Raw genomic sequence first — 13,801 nt, 5'->3', positions numbered from 1 at the left:
TTTGAACCTAGAATATTTTATCGCCAAACGGCTTATTACGGGTAAGGAGCATAAAATTAGTATTTCCGCACCAATAATAAAAATAGCTATTGCAGCCATTGCGATCGGTGTGGTTATGATGTTGATAGCCATTGCTACCGGAGTAGGGCTTAAATATAAGATTCGTGAGAAAGTGACGGCTTTTAATGGGCATGTGCAAATCACGAACTATGATAATAACAGTTCAGAGGTCTCTGTAGTACCCGTTTCTAAAAACCAGGATTTTTATCCAGAGTTTAAAGATGTGCACGGTATTGTCCACGTACAGGCGGTGGCTACAAAAGCCGGCATCATAAGAACACCCGACACTTTCGAGGGGGTGATTGCCAAAGGAGTAGGACAAGATTATTATTGGGCGCCCTTAAAAGAGTATTTGGTAAGTGGTTCTTTGCCGGATTATACGGCAGAATTAAATAGCGATGTACTTATATCCCAGATAACGGCCAACCGTTTAAAATTGGAGGTAGGTGATTCTTTCTTTACTTTTTTTCTGCGCGACGATGATACCGAAAAGATTCCGAACCAACGTAAGTTTGTTGTAAAGGGAATTTATGATAGTGGTTTTGAGGAGATAGATAGCAGGTACATTTTTATAGATATTCGCCATATTCAGCAAATGAATAAATGGAAAGAGGATGAGGTAGGTAATTTCGAGGTCTTTTTGGAAAGTTTTGACGATATAGATGAAAAAAGTGCCGAGATCTATGGAAAAACGCTTTCTAATTTGGATACCAAAACCTTGAAAGACAAGTATTACAAGATTTTTGAGTGGATCGGTCTCTTCGATTTTAATATTGGTCTTATCATCGGTATCATGATTATAGTTGGGGGTATTAATATGATTACGGCCCTTTTGGTACTCATTTTAGAACGTACGCCTATGATCGGTATTTTAAAGGCTTTGGGTACGACGAACTGGAGCATTAGAAAGGTCTTTTTGTATAACGCCACCTATTTAATAGGGGTAGGGCTGTTTTGGGGAAATCTGATCGGTTTGGGACTTATCTTTTTACAAAGCAAATACCGAATGTTTAAATTTCCCAATCCAGAAGAGTATTATATAGAGTACATTCCTGTTCATATTGATGTAATAACGATTCTGGTTTTAAATATAGGAGTGCTGTTGCTGTGTCTTTTAATGTTGCTTATACCATCTTATATCATCACCAAGATTACGCCCGTTAAAGCCATTAGGTTCGAGTAAATACTTGTGAACACCCATTTTTGTGGGTGTAGGAGTGTGGAGTTTCCTCTTTTTTATTTTGTATCGCCCGAGTTTTGGGTACATTTGATACAACCAAACAATTATGATGAAAAAGTTATTTGTAACCTTAGTTTTTCTGGTGTGTGTGCTGCCTATTTCGGGTCAAAAACTATCCAGAACAGAAAAGAAAATTATTAAAAGCATAGAAACCAACAACGCTGAGGCCATTCAGTTTTTGGAGAAGGTAGTGAACATTAACAGTGGTACGCTGAATTTAGAAGGAGTCAAAAAAGTAGGAAGCGAATTCAGTACTGCATTCGAGTCCATCGGTTTTGATACGAAATGGATACCTATGCCAGAAGAGTTGAACAGGGCGGGCCACCTGTTTGCCGAGACCAAGGGCTCAAAAGGAAAGAAAATTTTACTAATAGGCCATCTAGATACGGTTTTTGAAGAAGATAGTCCCTTTCAGACCTTTACCAGAATAAATGATAGCATCGCCCATGCCCCGGGAGGTAATGATATGAAAGGTGGAAATGTAATAATCCTATATGCACTAAAAGCGCTACAGGAAAACAATTTATTAAAAGATGCCCAAATAATTGCGGCATTTACCGGAGATGAGGAAAGTGCCGGAAAACCTTTGGATATAAGTAGAAAAGATTTGATAGAAGCTGCCAAAAGAAGTGATATTGCCTTGGGGTTCGAGACTTCTACCGGATTTAATTATGCTACCGTGGCCAGAAGGGGATCTTCTGGTTGGAAAGTAGAGGTAGAAGGTAAAAGGGCGCATTCTTCAGGTATTTTTAATGATGAGGTAGGTGCTGGGGCCATTTTTGAAATGTCGCGAATACTTCACCAGTTTTATACCGATGTAAAAGGAGAGGACCTACTGACCTTTAATCCGGGAACGTTGCTAGGTGGTACATTCGTAGAGTTCGATGAAATGACCAGTAAAGGAACCGTTTTTGGAAAAACAAACGTTGTTGCGCAAAAGGCAGAAGTAAGGGGCGGTCTTCGATTTATTTCCGAAGAGCAGAAAGAAAGAACTCGTGAAAGTATGCGTAAAATCGTTTCTGAAAATTTACCCATGACTTCGGCCAAAATTACCTTTACCGACAGTTACCCTGCAATGGGGCCTACCGAAGGTAACAATGCGCTGCTGACCAAACTAAATCAGGTGAGTTTAGATTTGGGCCAAGGAGAGGTAATCGCCTATGACCCTGGTAAAAGAGGTGCGGCCGATACTTCTTTTGTAGCTAAATATGTAGACTGTTTAGATGGTTTGGGTACTATGGGTTCTGGAGCACATACACCCGAGGAAACCGTAAACCTGAATACTATAGAGGCGTTGACGAAAAGAACCGCTATTTTGATCTATAGATTAATAAATGAATAATATGACCATACTTTCTTTAGGTAACCAAGAAGTTGTTGTAGATAAAGGTGAGCTGATCAGTTATAAAGTGGACGGGCACCAATATATACACCAAAAGGGAAGTCCGGGGTGGCGTAGTTCCGATACCGAAATGTTTCCGATCATAGGTCCCACAAATAAAGCGGATTTTACGGTCGAAACAGAAAAAGGCAAGGCTGTTCAAGATCAGCACGGACTGTTGAGGGAAATGACCTATGAAAGAGAGCAACACTCAAAAACCAAAGTGGTCTTTAAAAAAATATACACAGCCAACGATACCGTAAAAAACTCAAAATTTCCCCAAAAATCTACCAAAGCAGTGCTTTTTTGGCCCTATGATTTTGTTTTTGAGAAAACTTTTGTTCTAAGTGAAGACGGGTTAAGGGTTGCCTTCCAAATTTCAGGAGAAAAAGAAATGCCCTTTATGTTAGGGTACCACCCTGCGTTCAATTTAACTACCGGCGATGTAAAAATAATAACCGATGAGAAAGAAATTGCATTGCCAGAAGTGTTGGCGGTTGGTAGTAGGGCCATGCCAGTTCTGAGTGCCTCTAAAATATCCCTTGCCGATGGCGAACATGGTTTAATGATCACTACTCAAGGTTTTTCTCATTTTATGCTTTGGACAGAAGTGTCCAACATGGTTTGTATAGAACCCATTACCTTTTATCCGTATGCCGTGGATCAGAAAGATCTGCATAGAGGATTCGACTATTTATCGGACAAAAATGGAATGTTCCAAGTATTTTTGAAACCATCATAAGATTAATTTTTTAATGATTGCAACAGATGGCCTATAGCGAATATTTAGTAGATCGGGTGCGAAATCGATTAAAGGGAATCGGTTTTCTGGAAGAAAAGAAAATGATGGGGGCCCTTGTGTTTATGTTGAACGGAAAGATGTGTATAGGTGTTGATATAGACAAGACTATAATACAAGACCGTTTAATGGTAAGGGTAGGGAAGTTGAATTATGAGGACCTTTTGAATAAGAGAGGGAGCCAACAAATGAACTTTACGGGAAAACCTTCAAAAGGGTTTCTTTTTATATACCCCGAAGGCTTTGATTCTGAAGAGGACTTGGATTTTTGGGTGGGGCAAGCGGTTAAATTTAATAAGTTACTGGTATAGTTTAGCAAGTGTAATCTAATTGATTAATTTTGGGGAGTGAGGCGATTTTTACCTTTTTTGGATTGGGTAACTACCTATAAAAAAGAATATTTCATTAAAGACTTGATAGCGGGTCTTACGGTTGGTATAGTGTTGGTGCCCCAAGGTATGGCATATGCCATGATTGCAGGATTGCCACCTGTGTACGGTTTGTACACCTCGTTATTTCCCATTTTAACATACGTGTTTTTAGGAACTTCTAGAAGAATTGCGGTGGGGCCGGTTGCCATGGATTCCCTTTTAGTGGCGGCCAGTCTTTCTACACTGGCTATTTCGGGGATAGAAAACTATATAGCCATGGTGTTGGTTCTTACCCTAATGGTTGGGGCTACCCAGTTGTTGTTAGGAATTTTGAGAATGGGGTTTTTGGTCAATTTTATGTCTAAACCGGTGATAAGTGGGTTTACTTCGGCAGCTGCCTTTATCATAATGTTCAGTCAATTAAAGCATTTGTTGGGTTTGGAAGTGGCCGGAAGTAACAAATTTCATGAAATTATACAGCTTACCTTTGATAAGGTTTCAGATATGAATCCTCTAGACTTGGCTATAGGTCTTATAGGAATTTTGATTATTCTGGGGTTCAAGAAATGGAAAAAAAGCTTTCCGGCCATACTTTTGGTCGTGGTTCTTGGTATCATAGGGGTATTCTATTTAAACTTGGGGGATTACGGTGTAAGATTGGTAGGTGAAGTTCCCAAAGGTTTTCCGTCTTTTTCGTTGCCAAATGTGAATTTGGCGAATTTGGAACAGTTATGGCCAATGGCAATAGCTTTGGCATTGGTGGGGTATTTAGAGACTGTTTCGATAGGTAAGGCCCTGGAGGAGAAAAGTGGGGATGAAACTATCGATGCCGATAAAGAGCTTGTGGCATTGGGCAGTTCTAATATTGTAGGTTCTCTTTTTCATGGGTATCCTTCAACGGCAAGTTTTTCTAGGTCGGCCATTAACTATGCGGCCGGGGCACAAACCAATTTGGCTGGCCTGTTCAGCGTTGTACTGGTAGTGCTCACATTATTGTTTTTTACACCCATATTTAGGTTTTTGCCAAATGCCGCTTTGGCCAGTATAATTATGGTTTCCGTTTTTGGCTTGATCGATCTTAAATACGCTAAAGTACTTTGGGCAGATAGAAAAGATGAATTTGCGGTATTGTTATTGACTTTTTTGATTACCCTTTTTGTAGGTATTACCCAAGGAATTTTGATCGGGGTACTTGTGTCCTTATTGCTAATGGTCTATCGCACCTCGAAACCCCACTTTGCCGAACTGGGCAATGTAAAAGGGTCTGATTATTATAAGAACATCAAAAGGTTCGATGATGAGGTGATAATACGAAAAGATCTCTTGATCGTACGGTTCGATTCACAATTGTATTTTGGCAATTCGGCATATTTTAAAAAAGAGCTTTTAAAACATATAAAGGGCAAAGGGCCCGATCTAAAGGCGGTAATATTAAATGCCGAGGCCATTAATTATATAGATGCCACCGCAGCGGATACACTTTCAAAGCTAATACACCAAATTCATGAAAAAGGACTGCAATTTTATATAGCCGGGGCTATTGGCCCAATGCGCGATATTATTTTTAACAGTAAAATTATTCATGAACTGCAAAAGGAGTTCTTGTTCGTAAAAACAAAGGAGGCCGTTGATTTTTATGATAATCCAGATAAGGTTTCGATGATTACCGCTAGGGTGGCGCATGAGAATAGTAAACTTAAATTGTAGCGGCACTTTTTGCATCCCTTACCGTATTTATCCCTTGGCTTTCATAGTATGACCAATATCATAAAATGAAAGCATGCAACCGATTATTTTTATTGTTGGGAATTTGTATTATAATTCTTTAACAACCTGCTAATTGAATAATTGAATAGATATGGAAAATTTGGTACCCTTGGTCAACTGGAGTTACGGTATAGTGATAATCGGTGTATTTGTAGCCGTCGTTATAGCACTTATACTGGTGCTCGTTAGTATGATGAACAGCGGAAAGAAAAAAGAGTAATGATGCTTTTTTTCATGCAACAAAAAAGTTAGTTTAATTGTAAATTGATTCGTATTTTATGAGATAGGTTTTATAAATCAATTCGAATTGTTAAAAAAATCTTAATATTTATTAAGATTGCATTTTATATTTTAATACCTTTAAGTAGGATTTGTATTACAAAGATGATTAAAAATTTTATTCAGCGTATAGGATTGATGAATTTTATAATGCTCCTAGTAGTCTTATCCATTATAATCGTATCCGAAGTATTGTTTTTAAAGGGAGAAAAGCTCGAAGCTATATTTATAGCTTTATGGGCCCCAACAATTCTCGGTTTTATGAATTACTTAAAGTATCGTAAATAGTGGACTTTGTTTTAATCTATTCGTTGATTGTAGGCTTTATCTTTTTGGTATGGCTCTTTTTTGTGATACGAATGTATAAAAAGATGAAAGAATAATGCTTGTCCCTAACGAGTAGTTTCAGGAGCTAACTTTAATATTTTTGGTTCTTTTTTTCTTAGAAAAGATTCTAATATGCGCTGCGCTTCTAAAGTACTTGGCTGTCTTATCAAATAATTTTCAAAGTCTTCCAAATATGTTAGGTTGGTTTCTTTTGAAACAAAACCATAACCGACGTAAATATTTTTTCTTGTTAATACGAATGCTTCTTCATCAATGCTTCTTCCTTTTGTCTTTATAACATAATCGGTTTTGGATTCCTCTATAGACTCAATTGCGGTTAATACCCTTTTGTTGTATTCTTTTACATAAGATAGGTCAGAACATATACCAATGCATTGTTTTATCTTGTAATGATCGCAGATCTCAACGTTTTCTTGTAGATGACAATATTTAGGACATAGCTCATATGTTTCACAGAGCGATTCTAAAAATAGTCTACATTCGGTTATACTGTAAAAAATATGTAACGGATTAGGGGCCATTTTTAATTTATTGAAAGCTAAATGAAGAATGCCATTGCGGTCTTCATAACTAAAAATGGCGTACTGTTGAACTTGTCTTTTTTGTGCCCGGTTAAATTTCGGATAATGTCTTTTTATTTCCGATGATTCTTGTAGAAGAGCAATCAGTTCGCTGCCCGTTTCTTCATAGTCTAGGTATGAGGTCTCTGTACAGAGAGAAATCTCTTTTGATGATTTGTCGTAAAAATGGCTTAATACCCTCTTTTTGATGTTAATGGCCTTGCCAACATATATAATTCTCCCCTTACTGTCCTTAAAGTAATATACACCAGGGGTGCTGGGTAATTTTTCGAACTCTGCCTTTGGTAGTGATGGTGGTAGAGTGGCTTCTTGTGATTTTGCGTTCAAGAAAGATTTGAAAACCTTATCTGCATTGGGGGTTCTTAGCAATTTATGAAACAACAACATGGTGGCGTGTGCATCGCCCCTGGCCCTGTGTCTGTCTTTTAAAGGTATACCTATGGCAGAACATAGCTTGCCCAGGCTGTACGAGTTATAACCTGGAATCAGTTTTCTGGAGAGCCTTACGGTACATAATTTCTTTCGAACAAAATCTAGCCCTATCTGTTGAAATTCGTTTTTTATAACGTTGTAATCAAAATTTACGCTATGGGCAACAAAAATGGTATCTGCCGTAATTTCTAATACTTTGGGGGCTATTTCCTCCAATTTTGGGGCATTGCGTACCATATCGTTGTCAATGCCCGTAAGGCCGGTTATAAAATATGGTATCTCGCATTCAGGGTTCACCAATGACGTAAACTCGTCTATCACCTTATAACCGTCCGTTTTAAAGATGGAAATTTCAGTGATACGGTTGCCCTTTATACCGTTGCCGGTGGTCTCTATGTCTACAATGCTATACAAAAATCGGAGTGGGTAATGTTTACTATAAAGTTAGGCCATTTTTTAAATCTTAAAAGTCGATTTTTAGATAACGAATAAATAAAGGCTAAAGGCTGTTGTTTCTTTCCAAATGAACAATGATCGATTTGCTGATAGGGGTGTTGCTCTTATCCGCAAAATGGTTGTGGGGTACGATGATATTGGTTTCCGGAAAATAGGCGGCCAGGTTTCCTTCTGGTATGTTGTAGGGTATGACCAAAAATTTCTCGGCCCGTCTTTCCTTATTTTCATACTTACTGATCAAATCGACAATATCAAATTTTTTGTAACCGAAACGCTCCATATCGGCAGAGTTCATAAAGACCACGCGGCGCTCGTTTTTAATACCCCTGTACCGGTCGTTAAGCCCGTAAATAGTAGTGTTGAATTGATCATGAGACCGTATCGTCATCAATAAAAACTCGTTGGGTCTTAATCGGTGTTGTGCCAATCGGCAAATACTGAATCGTGCTTTTTTATTAGGTAATTTTGAAAAGTCCAGTTCCCGGACATTATTGGGTAGATAGTAACCGGCTCCTTCTGATGCTGTTTGCACTTCTTCAAAACCTTTGAAAGTTTGCGACATTTTTTTTCTTATGAAGTCGTAGTCGTTTCCTAGCCGTTTCCAATCTACAGGGTGGGTTCCTTTGAAGTAGGCATTGGCAATACCGGATATAATTTCAGGTTCGCTTTTTAACTGATCTGATTTGGGAGTCAACAGTCCTTTGGTCCTGTGTACTTTTCCCATGCTGTTCTCAACGGTCAAAAATTGTGATTTTCCATTTTTTGAGTCCTTTTCCGAGCGCCCTAAAGTGGGTAAGATCAGAGCTGTTTTTCCTGTTATTAAGTGGCTGCGGTTAAGTTTGGTACTTATTTGTACCGTTAAATTACATTGTTGCAGGGCTTCTGCCGCATATACGGTATCGGCCACGGCAGAAATAAAGTTTCCGCCAAGGGCAACAAAGACTTTCGCCTTATTTTGGTGCATGGCATCGAGGGCATGTACCGTGTCTAGCCCCTCTTTGTCGGGTGGGGTAAAACCAAAAACATTTTTTATGGCTGTATTAAGCTCTTCGGATACATGGTGCATAATACCTACGGTTCTGTCACCTTGTACATTACTGTGCCCTCTTACCGGACAAGTACCGGCGCCCGGTTTGCCTAAACTACCTTTTAAAAGCAATAGGTTTACACATTCTTTAATATTGTCAACGCCATTTTTATGCTGGGTAAGGCCCATGGCCCAACAAATGATAATTTTGTTGTTCTTAGCCAAGAGTTCGACAGTTTCGGTAATTTTTTCGTCGGCGACACCACATGCCTCTAAAAGTTCATTGTCGGAAAAATTATCTAGATCGGCCAAAAGTGCTTCGTAACCCTCTGTATGTTTTTCAATAAAATTATGGTCGAACACCTTGTTGTCGGTCTCGCTCAGCTTGGCAAGTCTTTTAATGATCAGTTTTAAAAGAGCCACATCTTGGTTGATTTTTACCTGTAAATGAATGTCGGTAAGCGATGCGCCCTTAGTTAGTCCCGAAATTGATTGGGGGTTCTTAAAACGAATAAGTCCTGCTTCTGCCAAAGGGTTTATAGTAATTACCTTGCCGCCATTATTCTTACATTTTTCTAGTGCCGACAGCATTCTAGGGTGATTGGTGCCCGGGTTTTGTCCTATGACCATTACAATTTCTGCTTTGTCAAAATCTTCCAGTTTTACAGAGCCTTTACCTATTCCCAATGTTTCAGAAAGGGCTACCCCACTGCTCTCATGGCACATGTTTGAGCAATCTGGCATGTTGTTGGTGCCAAATGCCCTTATAAAAAGCCCGTATAAAAATGCGGCTTCGTTACTGGATCTTCCCGAGGTATAAAAAATACCTTCATTAGGAGAATTTAATGCTCTTAATTCGTCGGCGATAAGCATATAGGCATCTTCCCAAGATATGGGGCTGTAGTGAATTTCCCCTTCACGAAGTATCATGGGGCGGGTTAAACGACCACTTTTTCCAATTTTATAATCGGACCAAGTAGAAATTTCTTCTACACTGTATTTCTTAAAAAATACTTCATCGACCTTTTTATAGGTTGCTTCCTCTGCCAGTGCTTTTGCCCCATTCTCACAATATTCGCCCAGTTTAGAAGGTTTTTCGGGGTCTGGCCATGCACATCCAGGGCAATCGAATCCCTCTTTTTGGTTCATGTGCGATAAGGTAGACAGTGCTTCCAATGCCCCCATTTCTTTAAAGGTATGCTGAACGGCCACTTTTACGGCGGGTAATCCGGCTGCGAAATTTTTTGGCTCGTTAAGGGTAATTCCCGTAAATTCTATGTTGCCGGTTATTGATATGTTTCTTTTATTGTTTTCGGACATTAGGTTTCCCTTTTTTGTATTTGATTCTAAGTTATTACAAATAGAATAAAACCCCATGGTCGAGGCATTGTTATTACTTGTCGGATATGATTATGTTAACTACGAGGGGGCAATATATTCTATAATAGAGGGGCAGTCCGCTTAAAAGGTGCGGCCAATTGTTATTTGTAAGAGAAAGAAAATAGAATAATTATCGATGGTGCCGTATAAGATAGCTTGCTAACTGAAACAGGCCTGAAACTAAATATTTTTAAAATAGAGGTCTATTCTTGTTCCGTTAGTTCTTTGAAATCGGTAATTTGGTCTGTGTTGATTAGGTGGGCAGGGGCAAGGTCTTCTAAAATCACAAATTCGGAAACCAGATCGTGCTGTTTGTTACAGGAAGTTAAGTTTAAAAGAAAAGAAATAGAAAGGAAAGAAAAAATCAGGAACTTAAGGGAGACTTTTTTCATTTAAAACTTAATGCTAATAAATTGATAATTGGTTGAATAGGTCTTCCCAAAAATATCCATATGATTCTTTTAAACGATTAAAAGACTAATTTTTTCGATGAAATGCACTTAAAAAGTTATCACGATAAATTGTTGATAAAATTATAGAGTCGGTATTGTTGTTTAATTTCTTTTTGGTTAAAGGTGTTTTGCTAAAAACTAAATGTTGAATGGGCTTCTGCCAGCTTAATAAAATCAGAAATATGAATACCAAAATTTTAGTATCGTTATTAGTAGTCTTTTTGAGTATGTCATGGGTAAATGCACAAAAGGATAATACCAAGGTAGTGTTGATTACGCTGGACGGTTTTCGTTGGCAAGAAATGTTTTCGGGGGCGGATGCGCAACTTATAACCAATTCGGGGTATGTACACGATACTACGGCCCTAAAGAAAAAGTTTTGGAGAGAAACACCGGAAGAACGCAGAAAGGTATTACTTCCCTTCATTTGGACAGAATTAACTAAAATAGGACAGCTTCATGGAAATAGGGCAGTAGGAAGTAAGGTAGATTTAACCAATACCAAGTGGTTCTCCTATCCCGGTTACAATGAGATATTAACAGGGAAGGCAGATGATGGGCGTATTGTTAGCAACGATAAGATGCCAAATCCGAACAAGACAGTTCTAGAGCTTGCAAATATGAGTCCAAAATATCATAATAAGGTGGCGGCCTTTGGTAGTTGGGATGTTTTTCCTTCCATTATAAATGAGGATCGTTCCGGGGTACCCGTGAATGCTGGTTTTGAAATTGCCAAAGGTGAACACCTGACGGAAAGAGAAAAGTTCTTAAACCAATTACAGCCCTTGGTGCCCAGTCCGTGGAGCACGGTGAGGTTAGATGCTTTTACCCACCATTATGCAATGGAAAAAATGAAAAAGAACCATCCGGAATTATTGTACATTTCTTATGGTGAAACCGACGATTTTGCCCATGATGGGGACTATGGAGCCTATTTAAAATCCGCTCATACGACAGATGTGTTCATACAACAGCTTTGGAATTTTACCCAATCGGATGATTTTTATAAGAACAAGACTGTTTTTATAATTACTACAGATCATGGTCGTGGAACAGAACCTTTGAATACCTGGAAAAGCCATGGAAACGATATCGTAGGGGCTGGTAGTGTATGGTTTATTGCCTTTGGTAAAGGGGTAAGGCCAATGGGTGAGGTAAGAAATGAAGAACAAATTTATAGTAACCAGATCGCACCTACTATCATGAATGTTTTGGGACTAAAAATAGATAAGAACAAAATGCCGGCAGACATTCTTGAATTAAACTAAACTTCATCTTGGGGTAATTGTGTAATAACAATTAGAAGTCACCTTTGCAGTGAGGTTTAGAATTAGTTTGAGTTAGTTTGTGACCGGTGTTTTCTTAGGAATCTGCCGGTTATTTTTTTGTTGTAAGTTATTTGAAAATATGCTGAAATGTATACCTGCCAATAAGACAAGCATGTAATTTAATGTGTATGCCCTATAAATGTACCTGAATTTCCCTGACTTTCATGGTTTGCTCCCTTAATAGGTTTTGAAAGATAATCACGGTCCTTTCTTGATATTCTTCAGGTATCCTTCCACCGATCATCCAATTTTTCTTTATAGTCTTTTTGTTGTCCAATTTAAACTCGGACATTAGGCACGATAGTGCCGTGTCTCTGGTGCAATCGTTCATTTTACTGAACATTGTTTTAATGTTTTCGGTCATCATAATAATCAATGGTAGGTTCCCAAATATAAATAAATAATGAAATAATTATGTGGTTGTTGATAAATATGTTTTTAACAAATACCTGTAAGACAATTATTTGTGGATAAAAAATTATAGTTGGTCCGAGGGTGTTTTATATATGTGCGACGAATGAGCATTTGGTGTAAGTTTTGTTACGCCCATAAATGGATAAAACTTACTGTGTCGGTTATTTTTTTGGTTAGATATTAACCTTTATTTTTATCGCCATTCATTTTAATAGATTTGCATTGAACGAAAGAACAACACCCTCGAAAAGGAAGAAAGAAATTAGGATAATGTCGCCCGGAAGAACATGTTTGTTCGGGGATCATCAAGATTATCTGGGGTTGCCCGTTGTTGCCTGTGCAATAGATAGGCAGATATCGCTAACGGCCAAGCCCAACAGTTTAGGCTCGTTTGTGATAAATATGAAAGATATCGGAAAACAAAGAGTCATTTCAATATCCGATATGTTCATGGAGTTGGAACCACGTGATTACTTTGGTTCTGCATTACGGGTGTTAAGAAGACGGGGCTGCGTTACGGATCAGGGTTATGATGTTGATATAACCGGTAATATTCCTATCAATTCTGGTAACTCCAGTTCTTCGGCAGTACTCTTGGCCTGGATCTATTTTTTGGTCGAGGCATTTGGCGTAAACGATGCTGTAGATAAAGATTATTTAGCGGAATTGGCATATTCGGCAGAGGTGTTGGAGCATAATGAGCCCGGTGGCATGATGGACCATTTTAGTATTGCAGTAGGAGGCATCGTAAAAATTAAGACCTCAATGCCGTATAAGTGTCAATCTATAAAATCAGACCTCAATGGTATGGTGTCCGGCGTTTCGGGTGTGCCAAAAGAAACGGTCGGGCTATTGTCGCGTGTAAAGGGCAATGCCTTAAAATCTATAGAAATAGTTAAGAAAGAATTTCCGGACTTCGACTTGTCCAAGGCAACGGTAGATGACCTAAAGAGCTATATAGCTGTATTGCCGGCAGAATATATTCCTTATTTTGAAGGAGCGATAGAGAATCACCATATTACCCAATTGGCGCTGAAAGAACTAGAAAAAACAACGGCCGATTTAAAGGTGTTGGGTGATTTAATGAACCAACACCATGCAGTGCTTAGGGATAAACTTCAAATTACAGTTCCTAAAATCGATGCCATGATCAATGCGGCATTGAATGCTGGTGCCTATGGTGCAAAAATAGTTGGTTCTGGTGGAGGTGGCAGTATAGTCGCGATTACCGAACCGGGTACCGAAGATAAAATTATAAATGCCCTCATGGCGGTAGGGGCCAAAGATGCCTACGCCATATCGGTAGATCCAGGTCTTCGAAATTTGTCGTAACTTTTTTGAACTGACCATTGTTAAATGGTATATAAGAGATCAAAAGCGGTAATTGGTAAATAGAGTGCAGTTAAGTAGTAGCTGCTCGCAACAATTTATGTCGCTTTAATTGGCGTATAGGTGTACCATATTCTTCTGAGGGAATATGGTATAG

General features: G+C 38.7%; 12 protein-coding genes. 8 read left to right on the top strand and 4 right to left on the bottom strand.

From position 1 onward, the window contains the following. Window position 1 precedes the first annotated feature (1 nt). The 6 genes from AB657_RS09225 (at window position 2) to AB657_RS18215 (ending at window position 5,838) form a co-directional block, all read left to right on the top strand. The gene (locus tag AB657_RS09225; RefSeq protein ID WP_047246225.1) at window positions 2–1,243 is read left to right on the top strand and encodes an ABC transporter permease; all 1,242 of its coding nucleotides are present in this window, start codon (window positions 2–4) and stop codon (window positions 1,241–1,243) included. Between the two features lie 103 nt (window positions 1,244–1,346). Then, a complete protein-coding gene (locus AB657_RS09220) occupies window positions 1,347–2,642 on the top strand; it encodes a M20/M25/M40 family metallo-hydrolase (protein ID WP_047246224.1) in 1,296 nt (431 codons plus the stop codon). A 1-nt stretch (window position 2,643) separates the two neighbouring features. Further along, a complete protein-coding gene (locus tag AB657_RS09215; protein ID WP_052958760.1) occupies window positions 2,644–3,423 on the top strand; it encodes an aldose 1-epimerase in 780 nt (259 codons plus the stop codon). A gap of 26 nt (window positions 3,424–3,449) precedes the next feature. Further along, window positions 3,450–3,791, top strand: coding sequence for a TfoX/Sxy family protein (locus tag AB657_RS09210; protein WP_047246222.1), 342 nt, complete (start codon window positions 3,450–3,452; stop codon window positions 3,789–3,791). A 36-nt stretch (window positions 3,792–3,827) separates the two neighbouring features. Beyond that, window positions 3,828–5,558 carry a SulP family inorganic anion transporter gene (locus tag AB657_RS09205; RefSeq protein WP_047246221.1) on the top strand — a complete coding sequence of 577 codons (1,731 nt, stop codon included), beginning with the start codon at window positions 3,828–3,830 and terminating at the stop codon, window positions 5,556–5,558. Between the two features lie 151 nt (window positions 5,559–5,709). Beyond that, the gene (locus tag AB657_RS18215; protein ID WP_262493341.1) at window positions 5,710–5,838 is read left to right on the top strand and encodes a hypothetical protein; all 129 of its coding nucleotides are present in this window, start codon (window positions 5,710–5,712) and stop codon (window positions 5,836–5,838) included. A gap of 451 nt (window positions 5,839–6,289) precedes the next feature. Here the strand turns inward: AB657_RS18215 and AB657_RS09195 are convergent, their stop codons facing one another. From AB657_RS09195 to AB657_RS09185, 3 genes are all read right to left on the bottom strand, one after another. Next, window positions 6,290–7,672, bottom strand: a complete 1,383-nt coding sequence (locus AB657_RS09195) for an exonuclease domain-containing protein (protein WP_047246219.1) — start codon at window positions 7,670–7,672, stop codon at window positions 6,290–6,292. A gap of 85 nt (window positions 7,673–7,757) precedes the next feature. Next, complete coding sequence (locus tag AB657_RS09190; RefSeq protein ID WP_047247905.1) at window positions 7,758–10,061, bottom strand: FdhF/YdeP family oxidoreductase; 2,304 nt, start codon at window positions 10,059–10,061, stop codon at window positions 7,758–7,760. Between the two features lie 263 nt (window positions 10,062–10,324). Continuing rightward, complete coding sequence (locus AB657_RS09185) at window positions 10,325–10,513, bottom strand: hypothetical protein (protein WP_047246218.1); 189 nt, start codon at window positions 10,511–10,513, stop codon at window positions 10,325–10,327. A gap of 242 nt (window positions 10,514–10,755) precedes the next feature. Here AB657_RS09185 and AB657_RS09180 point away from each other — a divergent pair, with 242 nt between their 5' ends. Continuing rightward, the gene (locus AB657_RS09180; RefSeq protein ID WP_047247904.1) at window positions 10,756–11,841 is read left to right on the top strand and encodes a phosphoglyceromutase; all 1,086 of its coding nucleotides are present in this window, start codon (window positions 10,756–10,758) and stop codon (window positions 11,839–11,841) included. A 193-nt stretch (window positions 11,842–12,034) separates the two neighbouring features. Here the strand turns inward: AB657_RS09180 and AB657_RS09175 are convergent, their stop codons facing one another. Beyond that, window positions 12,035–12,268, bottom strand: coding sequence for a hypothetical protein (locus AB657_RS09175; protein ID WP_157491659.1), 234 nt, complete (start codon window positions 12,266–12,268; stop codon window positions 12,035–12,037). A gap of 269 nt (window positions 12,269–12,537) precedes the next feature. Between AB657_RS09175 and AB657_RS09170 the strand changes: the two genes are divergently transcribed. Further along, window positions 12,538–13,647, top strand: coding sequence for a mevalonate kinase family protein (locus tag AB657_RS09170; protein WP_232304869.1), 1,110 nt, complete (start codon window positions 12,538–12,540; stop codon window positions 13,645–13,647). Window positions 13,648–13,801: the final 154 nt, after the last annotated feature.

Source organism: Maribacter thermophilus (genome assembly GCF_001020565.1).
In the GTDB taxonomy this organism is placed as follows: Bacteria; Bacteroidota; Bacteroidia; order Flavobacteriales; family Flavobacteriaceae; genus Maribacter; species Maribacter thermophilus.
Note: the sequence above shows the minus strand (reverse complement) of the source record. Positions and strands in the feature narration are given on the sequence as shown.

Bases quoted from the DNA above. Each gene is read 5' to 3' on its own strand.
- AB657_RS09220 (WP_047246224.1), top strand. From the start codon at position 1,347: ATGATGAAAAAGTTATTTGTAACCTTAGTTTTTCTGGTGTGTGTGCTG.
- AB657_RS09215 (WP_052958760.1), top strand. From the start codon at position 2,644: ATGACCATACTTTCTTTAGGTAACCAAGAAGTTGTTGTAGATAAAGGT.
- AB657_RS09210 (WP_047246222.1), top strand. From the start codon at position 3,450: ATGGCCTATAGCGAATATTTAGTAGATCGGGTGCGAAATCGATTAAAG.
- AB657_RS18215 (WP_262493341.1), top strand. From the start codon at position 5,710: ATGGAAAATTTGGTACCCTTGGTCAACTGGAGTTACGGTATAGTGATA.
- AB657_RS09190 (WP_047247905.1), bottom strand. From the start codon at position 10,061: ATGTCCGAAAACAATAAAAGAAACATATCAATAACCGGCAACATAGAA.
- AB657_RS09185 (WP_047246218.1), bottom strand. From the start codon at position 10,513: ATGAAAAAAGTCTCCCTTAAGTTCCTGATTTTTTCTTTCCTTTCTATT.
- AB657_RS09180 (WP_047247904.1), top strand. From the start codon at position 10,756: ATGAATACCAAAATTTTAGTATCGTTATTAGTAGTCTTTTTGAGTATG.
- AB657_RS09175 (WP_157491659.1), bottom strand. From the start codon at position 12,268: ATGATGACCGAAAACATTAAAACAATGTTCAGTAAAATGAACGATTGC.